This is a genomic window from Sphingopyxis sp. CCNWLW2 (genome assembly GCF_037095755.1).
Classification (GTDB): domain Bacteria; phylum Pseudomonadota; class Alphaproteobacteria; order Sphingomonadales; family Sphingomonadaceae; genus Sphingopyxis.
Map to the genome: position 1 here is coordinate 517,903 of NZ_JBAWKJ010000002.1, position 15,932 is coordinate 533,834.

Genomic DNA, 15,932 nt, shown 5'->3' on the forward strand with positions numbered 1-15,932 from the left:
CATCACTGTGACCGCAAAATTCGATTGGCATCGCAAGCGGGGGTAACCACATAGGCCGCCGACGCGAACTGCACGCGACCACAAGGATCAGGGGTTTTTAATGAGCGAGTTTGATTACGACCTGTTTGTCATCGGCGCCGGGTCGGGCGGGGTTCGCGCCTCGCGCATCGCCGCTTCGCACGGCGCGCGCGTCGCGCTGGCGGAGGAATATCGCGTCGGCGGCACCTGCGTCATCCGCGGCTGCGTACCCAAGAAGCTGCTCGTTTATGGTGCGCATTTCGCCGAAGATCTGAAGGACGCACGCAAGTTCGGCTGGGACGTCCCCGACTGCAAGTTCGACTGGAACCGCCTCCGCGACAATGTGCTCGCCGAGGTCGACCGGCTCGAAGGGCTCTATGGCCAGACGCTCGACAATCACAAGGTCACGCTGTTCAAGACCCGCGCGACGGTCATCGGCCCGCAGAAGGTGCGGCTCGCCGACGGGCAGGAAATCAGCGCCGAACGCATCCTGATCGCGACCGGCGGCTGGCCGCATGTTCCTGAATTCCCGGGCAGCGAACATGCGATCACCTCGAACGAGGTCTTCCACCTCGAAACGCTGCCGAAGCGCGTCGTGATCGCGGGCGGCGGCTATATCGCCAACGAGTTTGCCGGCATCTTCAACGAATTCGGCAGCAAGGTGACGATCGTCAACCGCGGCGACACGATCCTGCGCGGCTATGACGAGCAGATCCGCGACCGGCTGCTCCAGATTTCGATGACCAAGGGCATCGAATTCAAATTCAACGCGCCCTTCCAGTCGATCGAGAAGAATGACGACGGGTCGCTGACGGTCCACCTCGAAGGCTGCGATCCGATCCAGGCCGACGCGGTGCTCGTTGCCGCGGGGCGCGTGCCGAACAGCAAGGGCCTTGGCCTCGAAGAGGTCGGCGTCGAATTCGACAAGGACGGCGCGATCAAGGTCGACGAGACGAACCAGTCGTCGGTGCCGAGCATCTATGCCGTCGGCGATGTCACCAACCGCATCCAACTCACCCCCGTCGCGATCCGCGAGGGGCAGGCGTTTGCCGACAGCGTCTTCGGCGGCAAGCCGACGGTCGTCGACTATGCCAATGTCCCGAGCGCGGTGTTCAGCCATCCGCCTATCGGCGCGGTCGGGATGACCGAAGCCGAGGCGCGCAACAAACTCGGCTCGATCCGCGTCTACACCAGCGATTTCCGCGCGATGAAAAATGTCCTCGCGGGCCGCAACGAACGCGCGCTCTACAAGATGGTCGTCAACGCAGCGACTGATCAGGTCGTCGGGTTGCACATGATCGGCCCCGATGCGCCGGAGATCCTGCAGGCGGCGGCGATCGCCGTGAAAGCGGGGCTGACCAAGGCCGATTTCGACGCGACGGTCGCGCTGCATCCGAGCATGGCCGAGGAATTGGTGCTGCTGAAATAATCCTGTTACCCTCCTTGCTCGACGAGCGAGGAGGGGCGCATGACGGGAACGGCATTGGTCACCGGGGGCAGCGGCTATATCGCGGGCTTCCTGATCCGGCAGCTGATCGAGAATGGCTGGACCGTCCACACGACCGTCCGCAGCCTGAAACGCGAAGCCGAGGTGCGCGGCTGGCTCGGCGTCGACAACGCGAAGCTGCGCTTCTTCGCCGCCGATCTCGAAAACGACGCCGGCTGGGCGGATGCGATGGCGGGGTGCAGCCATGTCGCACATGTCGCCTCGCCCTTTCCACTCGACGTGCCGAGCCATGCGGACGAGCTGGTCGTTCCGGCGCGCGAGGGTGCGCTCCGCGCGTTGCGCTTCGCCAAGGCGGCAGGCGTTAGGCGGTTCGTCCTGACCTCGTCGATGGCGGCGATCGCTTATGGTCATCGCAGGGGCCGCGACATCTATAACGAAGCCGACTGGACCAATCTCGATAACCCCGAAGTCATGCCCTATCCGCGCTCGAAGACCGTCGCCGAGCACGCGGCGCGCGACTGGGTGAGGGCGGAGGGCGGCGGCATGGAATTCGCCTCGGTCAATCCTGCCGCAGTGTTTGGGCCGTTGCTGTCGGACGACCTCTCGACCTCAATCGAGCTGGTAAAACAATTGCTCGAGGGCAAGGTGCCAATGTGCCCCGACATCGGTTTCGGCATCATCGACGTCCGCGACGTCGCCGACCTTCACTACCGCGCGCTGACCGCGCCCGCGATCCACGACGAACGCTATGTCTGTTCGGGACCGTTCCTGAAGATGATCGACGTCGCGAACCTGCTGCGTGCGAACCTTGGCGAGCAAGCGCGGAAAGTGCCAACGCGGAAGATGCCCGACTGGCTGCTCAAGCTGCTCGCGCTGGTGCGACCCGAACTCAAGCAGCTCGTCGCCGAACTCGGCAATGTCCGCGGCGGCGATAGCAGCCATGCGATGAAGTCATTGGGCTGGACGATGCGCACCCCCGAGGAGGCGATCCTCGCGACGGCGCATAGTCTGATCGAGCGGGGGATCGTGAAGGTTTAACCGATCCGGTAGGGCACAACATCCCGCCGATCCGGGTCCACCAATATCGGCCGGTCGCTCGGGGGGAAGGCGCGCTGGTCGCAATCGTCGCGCGGGCAGATCCGGCACGACAACCCGATGCGCGTCGCCGCCTGCGGCGCGGCAACATCGACGCCGTCGGCATAGACGAAATCGCCCGCATATTGCGCCTCGCAGCCGAGCGCGACGGCGTAGCGGCGGGGCGAGCGCGCATAGCTGCCCGACGGCTTCACCAGCCCCTTCGCCATCGACACATAACGCAGGCCGTCAGGCGTCTCGGCGAGCTGGAACAGGATGCGGTCGGGGATCGCCGCCGCCTCATGCACGATCCACAGCGGGCAGGCGCCACCGAAGCGTGCGAATTGCAGCCGCGTCGCCGAATGCCGCTTGGTGATATTGCCCGCCATGTCGACGCGGCAGAAGAACATCGGGATGCCGCGCGCGCCGGCGCGCTGGAGTGTCGAGAGGCGGTGGCACGCCTGTTCGAAGCTCACGCCATATTGCATCCGCAGCCGGTCGATATCGTGCCGCACCGCGCGCGCGCTGGCACGGAAGGGAGCATAGGGCATCAGCACCGCGCCCGCGGCATAATTGGCGAGGCCGACATGGAGCAACTGCCGCGCCGCCGCCGTACGCAGCGGCGACGCTTCGACGACCGCCGCGATTTCGTTCGCCAGCGCGAGCGCGGCGAGCTGGTGCGCGAGCTGGAAGCGCCGGCTTTCGGCGGGCAGCGACGGATCGATCACCAGATGGCGCATCGTCGCATCGAAATCGCGCAGCGCCTGCGCTTGCTGATAGACGATCGAAATGCCGAGCGCATCGCGTAGCCGCCGCTCGATCGTTTCGACGGACGGAGAGGGGTCGCGCCCGCGCAACTGGCCCGCCAGCGCCTCCGCCGCGCGATCGATGCTGTCGACATAATTGCCCGCGTCGTGGAACCAGTCGCGCACCTCTTCCCACGGCAGGCGGCTGCCCTCGGCGGTGCCGCCGGTCAGTGCCTCGTCGATGATCTGGAGCCGCTGCCCGGCGCGGCGATAGGCCGCATGGAGCGCGACGAACTGCTCGGCGAGTTGCGGCTGTTGCAGCGCGGCGCGTTCGAGCTGTTCGGGTGCAAGCGGCGAGGCCGCGAAAAGCGGATCCGCCGCGGCTTCGCGAAGCGCCCCCGCACGGCGGTCGCCGGCATCCGCCGCGACTTCTTCCCATTCCAGCGGAAACAGCCTTTGCAGCCTGTCGAGCAGAGCGGGCGTGAGCGGGCGATCATCATGCTCGATCTGGCTGAGGTAGGAAATGGAGATGCCGAGCCCGCCCGCGAAATCGGCCTGTTTGGCTCCCCGCGCGATGCGGAGTTCGCGGAGCTTTGCTCCAGCAAAAATGCGCTGCCTTGCCATCGAAATGGGCTCCATTGCGATGGGTGTCGAGCCGCCGCGGGAGTTTAGGGAGGGGTATTGCGACGTCTCGACACCCTTAAAACGTTTGAGCGGACAATATACGGCTATTTGCAAAGTAACAATTTACAACTTTGCAAATTCACATTTGCGCGGACGGTGCAATCGGAGCAGACGACGCCTTCCAATTCCGATGGAGAAGCCAGTGTCCGCCAATATCGCCGAAATGGAACGCCGCCGCGCCGCCGCAGCCTTGGGAGGCGGGCAGAAGCGCATCGATGCGCAGCACGCCAAGGGCAAGCTGACGGCGCGCGAACGGCTCGACGTGCTGCTCGACGAGGGCTCGTTCGAAGAGCTCGACACTTATGTCGAGCATAATTGCACCGATTTCGGCATGCAGGACCAGGTCGTTCCCGGTGACGGTGTCGTCACCGGTTCGGGCACGATCAACGGGCGCCTCGTCTATGTCTTCAGTCAGGACTTCACCGTCTTTGGCGGCTCTCTTTCGGAGCGGCATGCCGAAAAGATCATGAAGGTCATGGACAATGCGATGAAGGTCGGCGCGCCCGTTATCGGCCTCAATGACAGCGGCGGCGCGCGCATCCAAGAGGGCGTCGCGTCGCTCGGCGGCTATGCCGAGGTGTTCCAGCGCAACGTGCTCGCCTCGGGCGTCGTGCCGCAGATCAGCCTGATCATGGGCCCCTGCGCGGGCGGCGCGGTGTACAGCCCCGCGATGACCGACTTCATCTTCATGGTGAAGGATAGCTCGTACATGTTCGTCACCGGTCCCGACGTCGTGAAGACCGTGACCAACGAGGTTGTGACGCAGGAAGAGCTCGGCGGTGCGATCACGCACACGACGAAGAGCTCGGTCGCCGATCTCGCGTTCGAAAATGATATCGAGGCGCTGCTCGCGGCGCGCGATTTCTTCGACTATCTGCCCGAAAACAACCGCAGCGGCGTTCCGGTGCGCCCGACGAGCGATCCCTATGACCGCACCGATACGAGCCTCGACACGCTGATCCCGCCCAATGCGAACCAGCCGTACGACATGCACGAGCTGATCCGGAAGACCGTCGACGAGGGCGATTTCTTCGAGGTGCAGCCGGCGCATGCCGCGAACATCATCTGCGGCTTCGGACGCATCGAAGGGCGCACGATCGGCATCGTCGCGAACCAGCCGATGGTGCTCGCGGGCGTGCTCGACATCAATTCGTCGAAGAAGGCCGCGCGCTTCGTCCGCTTCTGCGACGCGTTCGAAATCCCGATCATTACCTTCGTCGACGTCCCCGGCTTCCTGCCCGGCACCGCGCAGGAATATAACGGCATCATCAAGCATGGCGCGAAGTTGCTCTTCGCCTATGCCGAGGCGACGGTGCCCAAGATCACGGTGATCACGCGCAAGGCCTATGGCGGCGCCTATGACGTGATGGCGTCGAAGCATCTGCGCGGCGACCTCAACTACGCCTGGCCGACCGCCGAGATCGCGGTGATGGGCGCGAAGGGCGCGGTGGAGATCATCTTCCGCAGCGACATCGGCGACCCCGAAAAGATCGCGCAGCGCACGAAGGAATATGAGGACCGTTTTGCGAACCCGTTCGTCGCGGCCTCGCGCGGCTATATCGACGAGGTCATCCACCCGCACAGCACGCGCAAACGGATTGCACTGGGACTGAGGAAGCTCAGGAACAAGAGCCTCGAAAATCCGTGGAAGAAGCACGACAATATTCCGTTGTAAGGATCTATTAGCATGGCGACATATCAAGCGTTGATCGAATGGGAGGCGTCGCCTTCGGACGATGTTGCGGGCGGCAAATACAGCCGCGGCCATCGCTGGACATTCGATGAGGGCATCACCGTTCCGGCATCATCGTCGAAACATGTCGTGCCGCTCCCCTGGTCGGTCGAAGCCGCCGTGGACCCGGAAGAGGCGCTCGTCGCGTCGGCTTCGAGCTGCCACATGCTGACCTTTCTGTACATCGCGACAAAGGCCGGATTTCCGGTTCGATCCTATCGCGATGCCGCCGTCGGAACGATGGCCAAGGGCGAGGACGGCCGGGTCCAAATTACGCGGGTCGAGCTTTTTCCCGAAATCGAGTGGGAGGGATCGGCTCCCGATGCGGACACCTTGAACCGTCTGCACCACGACGCCCACGACCAGTGCTTCATCGCCAACAGCGTCAAATTTCCTATCGAGGTGATGACATGAAACTCGGCCGCCTGAACCATATCGGCGTCGCGACACCGTCGATCGCCGACAGCATCATTTTCTATCGCAACGTCATGGGCGCGACGCAGATCCATGAGCCGTTCGACCTGCCCGAACAGGGGGTGAAAGTCTGCTTCGTCGACACGCCGACCGACACGGGACTGAACGGCACACAAATCGAGCTGATCGAACCATTGCCGGGCAATGCATCGATCGCGGCCTTCCTGCAAAAGAACCCCGCAGGGGGGCAGCATCATCTGTGTTACGAAGTGCCCGACATCCACGCGGCCAAGGCCGAGTTCGAGGCGCTGGGCAAGCGCGTGCTCGGCGAGCCGCGCATCGGCGCGCACGGGACATTGATCTTCTTCGTCCACCCCAAGGATATGGGCGGGGTGCTGACCGAGATTATGGAGACGCCGAAGGCGGCGCACTGACCTGTGATCCCCGGCGCAAGCCGGGGCCCACTACTTCTGGACCCCGGCTTTCGCCGGGGAACGCAAAACGAGACTGCATATGACCGACAAGCCGACCATCGACCAATGGGCCGCCGCCGCCGACAAGGAGGTGAAGGGCAAGGACCTCACCTGGGCGACGCCCGAGGGGATCGACGTCAAGCCGCTCTATACCGCCGAGGACGTGCAGACCGACCCGGGCCTGCCCGGTTTCGCGCCCTTCACGCGCGGCGTGCGCGCGTCGATGTATGCGGGCCGGCCCTGGACGATCCGGCAATATGCGGGCTTTTCGACCGCCGAGGAATCGAACGCCTTCTATCGCCGCAATCTCGCCGCGGGACAGAAAGGCCTGTCGGTCGCCTTCGATCTCGCGACGCACCGCGGCTATGACAGCGACCATCCGCGCGTCGTCGGCGACGTAGGCAAGGCGGGCGTCGCGATCGACAGCGTCGAGGATATGAAGATCCTGTTCGACGGCATCCCGCTCGACCAGATGTCGGTTTCGATGACGATGAACGGCGCGGTGATCCCGATCCTCGCCTTTTTCATCGTCGCGGGCGAAGAGCAGGGCGTCGACCGCAAGCTGCTCGACGGAACCATCCAGAACGACATCCTCAAGGAGTTCATGGTCCGCAATACGTACATTTATCCGCCCGAGCCGAGCATGCGGATCATCTCGGACATTTTCGGCTACACGAGCCGCGAGATGCCGAAATTCAACAGCATCTCGATTTCGGGCTACCATATGCAGGAAGCCGGCGCGACGCAGGTGCAGGAGCTCGCCTTCACCATCGCCGACGGCGCCGAATATGTGCGCTACGGCGTCGCGTCTGGGCTCGACATCGACAAGTTCGCGGGGCGTCTATCCTTCTTCTTCGCGATCGGCATGAACTTCTTCATGGAGATCGCGAAGCTCCGCGCCGCGCGCGTGCTGTGGCACCGCGTGATGACCAACCTCGGCGCCAAGGACGAACGCAGCAAGATGCTGCGCACGCATTGCCAGACCTCAGGCGTCTCGCTGACCGAGCAGGACCCGTACAACAATGTGATGCGCACGACGATCGAGGCGATGGCGGCGATGCTAGGCGGGACGCAGAGTCTCCACACCAACGCGCTCGACGAAGCGATCGCGCTGCCGACCGATTTCTCGGCGCGCATCGCGCGCAACACGCAGATCGTCATTCAGGAAGAGACGGGGATGACCAAGGTCGTCGACCCGCTCGGCGGCTCTTACTATGTCGAGGCGCTGACGCAGGAACTCGTCGACAAGGCGTGGGAGATCATCGAGCGCGTCGAAAAGGAAGGCGGCATGGCGAAGGCCGTCGCCGCGGGCTGGCCCAAAGCGATGATCGAGACCGCCGCCGCGGCGCGCCAGGCGCGCGTCGACCGCGGCGACGATGTGATCGTCGGGGTGAACAAATATCGCCTGAAGGACGAGGACCTGCTCGAAACGCTCGAGGTCGATAACGCCAAGGTGCGCGAAGGGCAGATCGCACGGATCAACCGCATCAAGGCGAGCCGCAACGAGGCGGCATGTGCCGCGGCGCTGAAGGCGCTGCGCGACGGCGCGGCGCAGCCTTCGAGCATAGAGAACAACCTCCTCGCGCTCGCGGTCGAGGCCGCCCGCGCCCGCGCGACGCTCGGCGAAATTTCGTCGGCGATGGAGGAGAGCTTCGACCGCTACGGCACCCAGCCGACCCCGGTGAAGGGCGTCTATGCTGCGCCCTATGAGGGCGACAGCCGCTGGCAGCAGGTGCTCGACGGCGTGAAGGCAGTCGAACGCCGCATGGGGCGCAAACCGAAGCTGCTCGTCGCCAAGATGGGGCAGGATGGGCACGACCGCGGCGCGAACGTCATCGCGTCGGCGTTCGGCGACATGGGCTTCGACGTTGTTTCGGGCCCACTGTTCCAGACCCCCGACGAGACGGTCGTACTGGCACTGGAAAGCGGCGTCGATGTCGTCGGCGCATCGAGCCTCGCCGCCGGCCACAAGACCTTGATCCCCGAACTGATCGGCAAATTGAAGGAAGCCGGGCGCGGCGACATCAAGGTGATCGCGGGCGGCGTCATCCCGCCGCAGGACTATCAATATCTCCGCGACGCGGGCGTGCAGGGCATCTATGGGCCCGGCAGCAATGTGGTCGAATGCGCCGCCGACGTGCTGCGCCTGCTCGGCCACAATATGCCGCCGCTGGAGGATGCCGCTTGAACCCTTCGCTTCGCCTGATGATCGCCGGACTTGGCGCCGTCGCGGCCGTTGCTGCGCACGCCGAGTCCGCGAGCCGCCCGAGCGAATTCCGCAAGGATGTCGCCGTCGAGTGGATCTACCGGCAGCAGATCGACGACGTCTATTTCACCAACTGGTACGGCCGCCTCGAAAAGACCGACGGCCCCTGGCGCGACATCTATTTCGAGACGAGCGACAAATATGTGAACAAGGGGCTGGTTCGGCTCAACTGCGACGATCCCGAAGCCGATATCGCCTTCACGCTCTACGGCGTCGGCGAATATGGCGATGCCGAAACCGGGCGGCAGGTAACGATCAGCTATGGCGACCGCCGGCCATGGGCGGACGGCAATTATCAGGACATGTTCGGCGAAACGCCGACGATCGAATTTTACGGCGCCGCGCTCGAGCGCTTCTGCAAATAACATCAAAGGGCCGATAATCCATGAACCTCTCCCAACCTGCAATGCAAGACGATCAACCGCGCACCGACTGGACGCGCGAGGAGATCGCCGAGCTGTTCGACCTGCCGTTCGACGAACTGATGTGGGAGGCGCAGGGCGTCCACCGCCGTCACCATGCGCATGGACAAGTCCAGCTTTGCACTTTGCTCAGCATCAAGACCGGCGGCTGCGTCGAGGATTGCGGCTATTGCTCGCAGTCGAAGAGCGCCGACAGCGGATTGAAGGCCACGAAGCTGATGGACGTGCGCGCAGTGCTGCAATCGGCGGCGCAGGCGAAGGATTCGGGCTCGAAGCGTTTCTGCATGGGCGCCGCCTGGCGCAACCCCAAGGAGCGCGACATGCCCGCGATCGTCGAGATGATCGAGGGCGTGCGCCAGATGGGCATGGAAACCTGCATGACGCTGGGCATGCTGACGAAGGAACAGGCGCAGACGCTCGCGGTCGCGGGGCTCGATTATTACAACCATAATATCGACACGAGCCCGGAGAATTACGAGAATATCATCTCGACTCGCACCTTTCAGGACCGCCTCGATACGCTCGAGGAAGTCCGCAACGCCGGGATCAACGTCTGCTCGGGCGGCATCGTCGGGCTGGGTGAGAACCGGCAGGACCGCGTCGGCTTCATCCACGCGCTCGCGACGCTCGAACGCCATCCCGAAAGCGTGCCGGTCAACGCGCTGGTCCCGGTGAAGGGCACCGTGCTCGGCGACATGCTCGCCGACACGCCGCTCGCAAAGATCGACGACATCGAATTCGTCCGCACGATCGCGGTCGCGCGCATCACCATGCCGAAATCGATGGTCCGCCTGTCGGCGGGGCGCGAAAGCATGTCGGAGGCGACGCAGGCGCTCTGCTTCATGGCGGGCGCGAACAGCATCTTCACCGGCGACAAGCTGCTCACCACCGGCAACCGCGGCGACAATGCCGACGCGGCGCTGTTCGCAAAGCTTGGCCTACGGCCGATGGAGAGCGAAGAGCCGATGCGCCAGAGTGCGCAGATGGAGGCGGCGGAGTGACTGCGAAGCGTGTCACTTCTTTTCTGCTGACGCTGCTGGCGATCGCTTTTTGGCTTTCGGCTGGCATCTACTTCAGCACCGGCGCGATCTCGATTGGGTTGAAAGCGGCGGGACTGGATTCGCGCTGGGCAGTTCTGGGCGGACTCCCGATAACTCTCGTTGGAATATTCCTGTCAATTTGGGCGCTTCGGCGCTGGAGCAAATGATGTTCAAGAAAATCCTGATCGCCAACCGCGGTGAAATCGCCTGCCGCGTCATCAAGACCGCGCGCCGCATGGGGATCGCGACCGTGGCCGTCTATTCGGACGCCGATGCGCGCGCCCCCTTTGTGCAGATGGCCGATGAAGCCGTGCATATCGGGCCGTCGCCCGCGTCCGAATCATACCTGATCGCCGACAAGATCGTCGCCGCGTGCAAGGCGACGGGCGCCGAGGCCGTACATCCGGGCTATGGCTTCCTCTCCGAACGCACCAGCTTCGCCGAGGCGCTCGCCAAGGAAAATATCGCCTTCATCGGCCCGCCGGTGAACGCGATCGCCGCGATGGGCGACAAGATCGAGTCGAAGAAGCTCGCGAAGGAAGCGGGCGTCAACGTCGTCCCCGGCTTCGTCGGCGAGATCCGCGACACCGAGCATGCGGTCGAGATTTCGAACGAGATCAGCTACCCGGTGATGATGAAGGCGTCCGCCGGCGGCGGCGGCAAGGGCATGCGCCTCGCCTATGACGAAAAGGACGTCCGCGAAGGCTTCGAGGCGACCAAGCGCGAAGGGCTCAACAGCTTTGGCGACGACCGCGTCTTCATCGAGAAATTCATCCTCAACCCGCGCCACATCGAGATCCAGATCCTCGGCGACCAGCACGGTAACGTCCTCTATCTTAACGAGCGCGAATGCAGCATCCAGCGCCGCCACCAGAAGGTGGTCGAGGAAGCGCCGTCGCCGTTCGTCACCGAGAAGATGCGCAAGGCGATGGGCGAGCAGTGCGTCGCGCTGTCGAAGGCCGTCGGCTACTACAGCGCTGGCACGGTCGAACTGATCGTGTCGGGCGCCGACCCGACGGGCGAAAGCTTCTACTTCCTCGAAATGAACACGCGGCTTCAGGTCGAGCACCCGGTGACCGAGGCGATCACCGGCATCGACCTCGTCGAGCAGATGATCCGCGTCGCCGCGGGCGAGAAGCTCGATATGACGCAGGACGACATCAGGATCGATGGCTGGGCGATCGAAAACCGCGTCTATGCCGAGGACCCGTACCGCGGCTTCCTGCCCTCGACCGGGCGGCTCGTGCGCTACCGCACCCCCGTTCCGGCGTGGGACGGCGACGAGCGCGGCGTCGATGGCGTGCGCGTCGATGCGGGCGTCGAGGAGGGCGGCGAGGTGTCGATCTTCTACGACCCGATGATCGCCAAGCTCGTGACGTGGGGCGCGACGCGCGACGAAGCCGCCGACCTGCAGATCGCGGCGCTCGACCGTTTCGAGCTCGAAGGGCTTGGCCACAACATCGATTTCGTCTCGGCGATCATGCAGCACCCGCGCTTCCGCTCGGGCGAACTGACGACCGGCTTCATCGCGGAGGAATATCCGGAAGGCTTCCACGGCGCGCCGACCGACGCGACGATCACACGCGCGCTCGCCGCGATCGCGGGCTTCATGGCGAGCGCCGAGGCCGATCGCGCCCGCCGCACCGATGGCCAGCTCGGCGACCGGCTGGAACCGCCCGCCAAATGGCAGGTCTCGATCGACGGCACGCCGCACAAGGTCAAGATCGGCGAGAAGCATATCAAGGTCGAGGGCGACCGGATCGACATCGCGCTCGAATATACGCCGGGCGACCGGCTCGTCGTTGCCGAGATCGACGATAGGGAACTCGCGGTAAAGGTCGCGAAGACCCGCACCGGCTGGAAGATGACGACGCGCGGGCATATCCATGATGTGCGTGTGCTGCCGTGGCATATCGCGGCGCTGTCGTCGCACATGATCGAGAAGATCCCGCCCGATCTTTCGAAATTCCTTATCTGCCCGATGCCCGGTCTGCTCGTCACGCTGCACGTTGGCGAAGGCGACAAGGTCGAGGCGGGCCAGCCGCTCGCGACGGTCGAGGCGATGAAGATGGAAAACATCCTCCGCGCCGAAAAAGCGGGGACGGTGAAGAGCGTCAACGCCGCGCAGGGCGACAGCCTTGCGGTCGACGCGGTGATTTTGGAGATGGAATAGCTTTTCTGCACTTCGTCATTGCGAGGAGCGAAGCGACGAAGCAATCGAGTGCGGCGTAGACCCGCTCTGGATTGCTTCGCTTCGCTCGCAATGACGGATTCAAGAAATGCATCTCAATCACGACAACGACACGCCCGCAGCCACCCCCATCAGCTTTGACGATTTCCTTCGCGTCGACATCCGCATCGGCACGATCGTCGAGGCCGAGCCCTTTCCCCAGGCGCGCAAGCCCGCGTTCAAGCTGAAGATCGATTTCGGACCCGCAATCGGGGTGAAGAAAAGCAGCGCGCAGATCGTCGATCGCTATGCGCTGGAAGAGCTTGCGGGGCGGCAGGTCGCCGCCGTCGTCAACTTCCCGCCGCGCCAGATCGGCAAATATATGTCCGAAGTGCTGACGCTCGGCTTCGCCGATGAGGAAGGCGCGGTGATTTTGTTCGCGCCCGACCGCGCGGTGCCGGATGGCTCGCGCCTCTTCTGACCTTTCCCGCACGGCACTTGCCGGTTAGGTTGCGCGCGGGAAACAGGGGAGAGGGACGATGACTTTACCGGTAACCGCTTTTGTGGCCGCCGTTTGCGCGCTGCTGCTCCTCGCGACCGCGATCGACACAGTGCGCCAGCGGCTGCGCCTGAAAGCCGCGTTCGGCGATCACGGCGATGCGAAGCTGATCAGCGCCAGTCGCAGCCACGGCAATCTGGCCGAATATGCGCCGATCACGATCATCCTGCTCGGCCTGCTGGAGACGGCACGCGCCAATCATATGGCGCTGATGATCATCGGCGCGATCTTCCTCATCGGCCGCGTTGCGCATGTGATCGGGCTCTATACACCGTCCGAGCCGGGGAAGGCACCGCTCGGACGACAGGTCGGCGTCGCAGCCACCTTTGGTACGCTGCTCGTGCTCGGTCTCTGGACGCTGTGGATCCTTGCAACGCAGAACCTCTAGTCGACCAGCGCCACCGCGCGGATCCATCCCGCGCTCGCGCGCTCGATCTTCACCGGAAAGCAGCTGAAGGTGAAGCCGGTGGCCGGGATCGCCGCCAAATTGGTAAGCTTTTCGATCTGGTAATAGGGCCGGATGCGCCCCGCCTTGTGGCCTTCCCAGATGATCGACGGGTCGCGCGTCTCGGCCCAGCGCCTTGCGGTGTGGCTGAACGGTGCGTCCCAACTCCATGCGTCGGTGCCGACCACCTGCACGCCGCGCTCCGTCAAATAGAGCGTCGCCTCAGCGCCCATGCCGCAGCCCTGGTCGGTGAAATTGTCGGTGCCGTAGATCGCCCCCGACTGGACAAGCACGATGTCGAGCGGCTGCAACGCGTGCCCGATGCGCATGAGTTCGGCCTCGACCTCGGCACCGCTGACGACATGGCCGTGCGGGCGGTCCGAAAAATCGAGCTTCACCCCGGGGCGAAAGAAGAGGTCGAGCGGCGCTTCGTCGATCGACGGGGCAGGTGAGGCGCCACTGTCGGTCGTCGAATGATAATGCCACGGCGCGTCCATATGCGTGCCGTTGTGCGTGCTGAGCGACAGCATCTCGACCGCCCAGCCTTCGCCGTCGGGCAAATCCTCCTTGGTCAGCCCGGGAAAGAACATCGCGATCTGCTCCCACGTGTTTTCGTGGGTCATATAGGTAATGTCGGGGCGCATCACCGGCGGGTCAGACACGACGTCGTTGGTGATCGGGATCGAAAGGTCGATGAACTGCATGCGCTGCATCCTGCCACCGGAATGACGCTACGCCAAGAAGGCTTGCACGGCGGCGCTTGCCCGGTAGAGAAGGGCGAAAGCTCCATGCAATGGGGCGGGGGAGAGTATATGACCGAAAGTGCCGCCGCCGGACCCGGCGCCGTTTACGAACCGACCGCGAAAGACATCCGCATGGTCATCGCCGCCTCGTCGGCGGGCACGGTGTTCGAATGGTATGATTTCTTCATCTACGGCACGCTCGCGGCGATCATCGGCAAGGCCTTTTTCCCCAGCGACAATGCGACGCTCGAAACGCTGCTCGTCTGGGCGGGGTTCGCGGTCGGCTTCGGTTTCCGTCCGTTGGGCGCGGTCCTCTTCGGTTTCCTCGGCGACCGCCTGGGGCGAAAATATACCTTCCTCGTCACCGTCACCTTGATGGGCATTGCCACGGCAGGCGTCGGGATGATCCCATCGGCCGCCACCATCGGCATCGCCGCACCGATCATCGTCATCCTGCTTCGCGTGCTGCAAGGGCTGGCGCTCGGCGGCGAATATGGCGGTGCGGCGGTCTATGTCGCCGAACATTCGCCGCCCGGAAAGCGCGGTTTCTATACCAGCTTCATCCAGGCGAGCGTCGTCGGCGGGTTCGTGCTCAGCTTGATCGTCGTGCTCGGGTGCAAGGCGCTGATGCCCGACGCCATCTGGGAAAGCTGGGGCTGGCGCGTGCCTTTCCTGCTCTCGATCATCCTGCTCGCCATTTCGCTCTGGATGCGCCTCAAGCTCTCCGAAAGCCCAGTGTTTCAGGCGATGAAGGCGGAAGGCGAGCTGGCGAAAAATCCGCTCAAGGAAAGCTTCACCTATCCCGGCAACCCGCGCCGCATCTTCATAGCCTTGTTCGGCATCGCCGCTGGCCTGACCGTCATCTGGTACACCGCGATGTTCTCGGGCCTGTCGTTCCTCAAGGGGCCGATGAAGGTCGAGGATACCGCCGCCGAAATCATCGTCGGTTGCGCCGCCGCGGTCGGCATGGGTTTCTTCATTTGGGCGGGGCGCCTCTCGGACCGCATCGGGCGCAAGAAGCCGATCGTATGGGGCTATGCCGCGACGCTCGTGCTGCTGTTCCCGATCTTCTGGTGGATGGGCAGCGTCGCGAACCCGGCGCTGTCCGCCGCCGCCGAACGCGCACCGGTGACCGTCACCGGGTCGCAGTGCAGCTTCGACCCCTTTGCGCAAAAGCAGGGAACCGCATGCGGCCGCACGCTTGGCGAACTCACCAAGCTCGGCGTCCCTTACACAATCACCCAGACCGATAGCGGCTTCGACAGCGTCAAGATTCGCATCGGCGACCGCGAGGTCGCGAGCGAGGATCCCGCGCTGCTGCAGCCCGCGCTCGAGGCAATGGGTTATGATTTCGCCAAGCAAATCCCGAGCATCGGAAGCATCGCGATTATCTTCCTCGCCTTGCTCGGCCTCAGCGCGCTGTCGGGCTTCACCTACGGCCCCGTCGCGGCGCTGCTCTCAGAAATGTTCCCGCCGCACGTCCGCTATTCGTCGCTGTCGATCCCATATCATCTCGGCACCGGCTATTTCGGCGGTTTCCTGCCACTGATCGCGAGCTTCATCATCGCGAAGACCGGCAATGCCTATGCCGGGCTGTGGTACACTTGGGGCGTCGTCCTCGTCGCTTTCCTCGTCACCGCCTTCATGCTCAAGGACCCCGTCGAAGGGCAGTGGGACAAGCCGGCGGCCCGCTGATCAC

General features: G+C 64.0%; 15 protein-coding genes. 13 read left to right on the plus strand and 2 right to left on the minus strand.

Annotation, left to right across the window (positions count from 1 at the left end; translation table 11 throughout):
- The first annotated feature begins 100 nt into the window (after positions 1-100).
- Positions 101-1,447, plus strand: coding sequence for a glutathione-disulfide reductase (gene gor, locus V8J55_RS13585; protein WP_336446162.1), 1,347 nt, complete (start codon positions 101-103; stop codon positions 1,445-1,447).
- Between the two features lie 39 nt (positions 1,448-1,486).
- Positions 1,487-2,503, plus strand: coding sequence for an NAD-dependent epimerase/dehydratase family protein (locus V8J55_RS13590; protein ID WP_336446163.1), 1,017 nt, complete (start codon positions 1,487-1,489; stop codon positions 2,501-2,503).
- Here the strand turns inward: V8J55_RS13590 and V8J55_RS13595 are convergent.
- Positions 2,500-3,909 (minus strand): helix-turn-helix domain-containing protein, encoded by a 1,410-nt coding sequence (locus V8J55_RS13595; protein WP_336446164.1) that lies wholly within the window; start codon positions 3,907-3,909, stop codon positions 2,500-2,502. The genes V8J55_RS13590 and V8J55_RS13595 overlap by 4 nt on opposite strands.
- Positions 3,910-4,111: 202 nt before the next feature.
- Here V8J55_RS13595 and V8J55_RS13600 point away from each other — a divergent pair, with 202 nt between their 5' ends.
- The 10 genes from V8J55_RS13600 to V8J55_RS13645 all read left to right on the plus strand — a co-directional run bounded on the left by V8J55_RS13600 (position 4,112) and on the right by V8J55_RS13645 (position 13,433).
- Complete coding sequence (locus V8J55_RS13600; protein WP_336446165.1) at positions 4,112-5,644, plus strand: acyl-CoA carboxylase subunit beta; 1,533 nt, start codon at positions 4,112-4,114, stop codon at positions 5,642-5,644.
- Positions 5,645-5,656: 12 nt separating this feature from the next.
- Positions 5,657-6,115: an OsmC family protein gene (locus V8J55_RS13605; RefSeq protein WP_336446166.1), complete on the plus strand. Its 459-nt coding sequence runs from the start codon at positions 5,657-5,659 to the stop codon at positions 6,113-6,115.
- Positions 6,112-6,549 (plus strand): methylmalonyl-CoA epimerase, encoded by a 438-nt coding sequence (gene mce, locus V8J55_RS13610; RefSeq protein ID WP_336446167.1) that lies wholly within the window; start codon positions 6,112-6,114, stop codon positions 6,547-6,549. The genes V8J55_RS13605 and mce overlap by 4 nt, the downstream gene beginning before the upstream one ends.
- Before the next feature lie 79 nt (positions 6,550-6,628).
- A complete protein-coding gene (gene scpA, locus V8J55_RS13615) occupies positions 6,629-8,776 on the plus strand; it encodes a methylmalonyl-CoA mutase (protein ID WP_336446168.1) in 2,148 nt (715 codons plus the stop codon).
- The gene (locus V8J55_RS13620) at positions 8,773-9,219 is read left to right on the plus strand and encodes a hypothetical protein (RefSeq protein ID WP_336446169.1); all 447 of its coding nucleotides are present in this window, start codon (positions 8,773-8,775) and stop codon (positions 9,217-9,219) included. The genes scpA and V8J55_RS13620 overlap by 4 nt, the downstream gene beginning before the upstream one ends.
- 20 nt (positions 9,220-9,239) lie before the next feature.
- On the plus strand, positions 9,240-10,277 hold the full coding sequence (gene bioB / locus V8J55_RS13625) for a biotin synthase BioB (RefSeq protein ID WP_336446170.1): 1,038 nt from the start codon (positions 9,240-9,242) through the stop codon (positions 10,275-10,277).
- Complete coding sequence (locus V8J55_RS13630; protein WP_336446171.1) at positions 10,274-10,483, plus strand: hypothetical protein; 210 nt, start codon at positions 10,274-10,276, stop codon at positions 10,481-10,483. The genes bioB and V8J55_RS13630 overlap by 4 nt, the downstream gene beginning before the upstream one ends.
- The gene (locus V8J55_RS13635) at positions 10,483-12,489 is read left to right on the plus strand and encodes an acetyl/propionyl/methylcrotonyl-CoA carboxylase subunit alpha (RefSeq protein WP_336446172.1); all 2,007 of its coding nucleotides are present in this window, start codon (positions 10,483-10,485) and stop codon (positions 12,487-12,489) included. Before V8J55_RS13630 ends, V8J55_RS13635 begins: the two co-directional genes overlap by 1 nt.
- Before the next feature lie 106 nt (positions 12,490-12,595).
- Positions 12,596-12,967 carry a tRNA-binding protein gene (locus V8J55_RS13640; RefSeq protein WP_336446173.1) on the plus strand — a complete coding sequence of 124 codons (372 nt, stop codon included), beginning with the start codon at positions 12,596-12,598 and terminating at the stop codon, positions 12,965-12,967.
- A gap of 58 nt (positions 12,968-13,025) precedes the next feature.
- Positions 13,026-13,433, plus strand: a complete 408-nt coding sequence (locus tag V8J55_RS13645) for an MAPEG family protein (protein ID WP_336446174.1) — start codon at positions 13,026-13,028, stop codon at positions 13,431-13,433.
- On the opposite strand, the gene V8J55_RS13650 is transcribed toward V8J55_RS13645, so the two are convergent.
- Positions 13,430-14,194 (minus strand): cyclase family protein, encoded by a 765-nt coding sequence (locus V8J55_RS13650; protein WP_336446175.1) that lies wholly within the window; start codon positions 14,192-14,194, stop codon positions 13,430-13,432. The two genes, V8J55_RS13645 and V8J55_RS13650, sit on opposite strands and share 4 nt — an antisense overlap.
- 108 nt (positions 14,195-14,302) lie before the next feature.
- On the opposite strand from V8J55_RS13650, the gene V8J55_RS13655 reads away from it, so the two are divergent.
- Positions 14,303-15,928, plus strand: a complete 1,626-nt coding sequence (locus tag V8J55_RS13655; RefSeq protein ID WP_336446176.1) for an MFS transporter — start codon at positions 14,303-14,305, stop codon at positions 15,926-15,928.
- Positions 15,929-15,932: the final 4 nt, after the last annotated feature.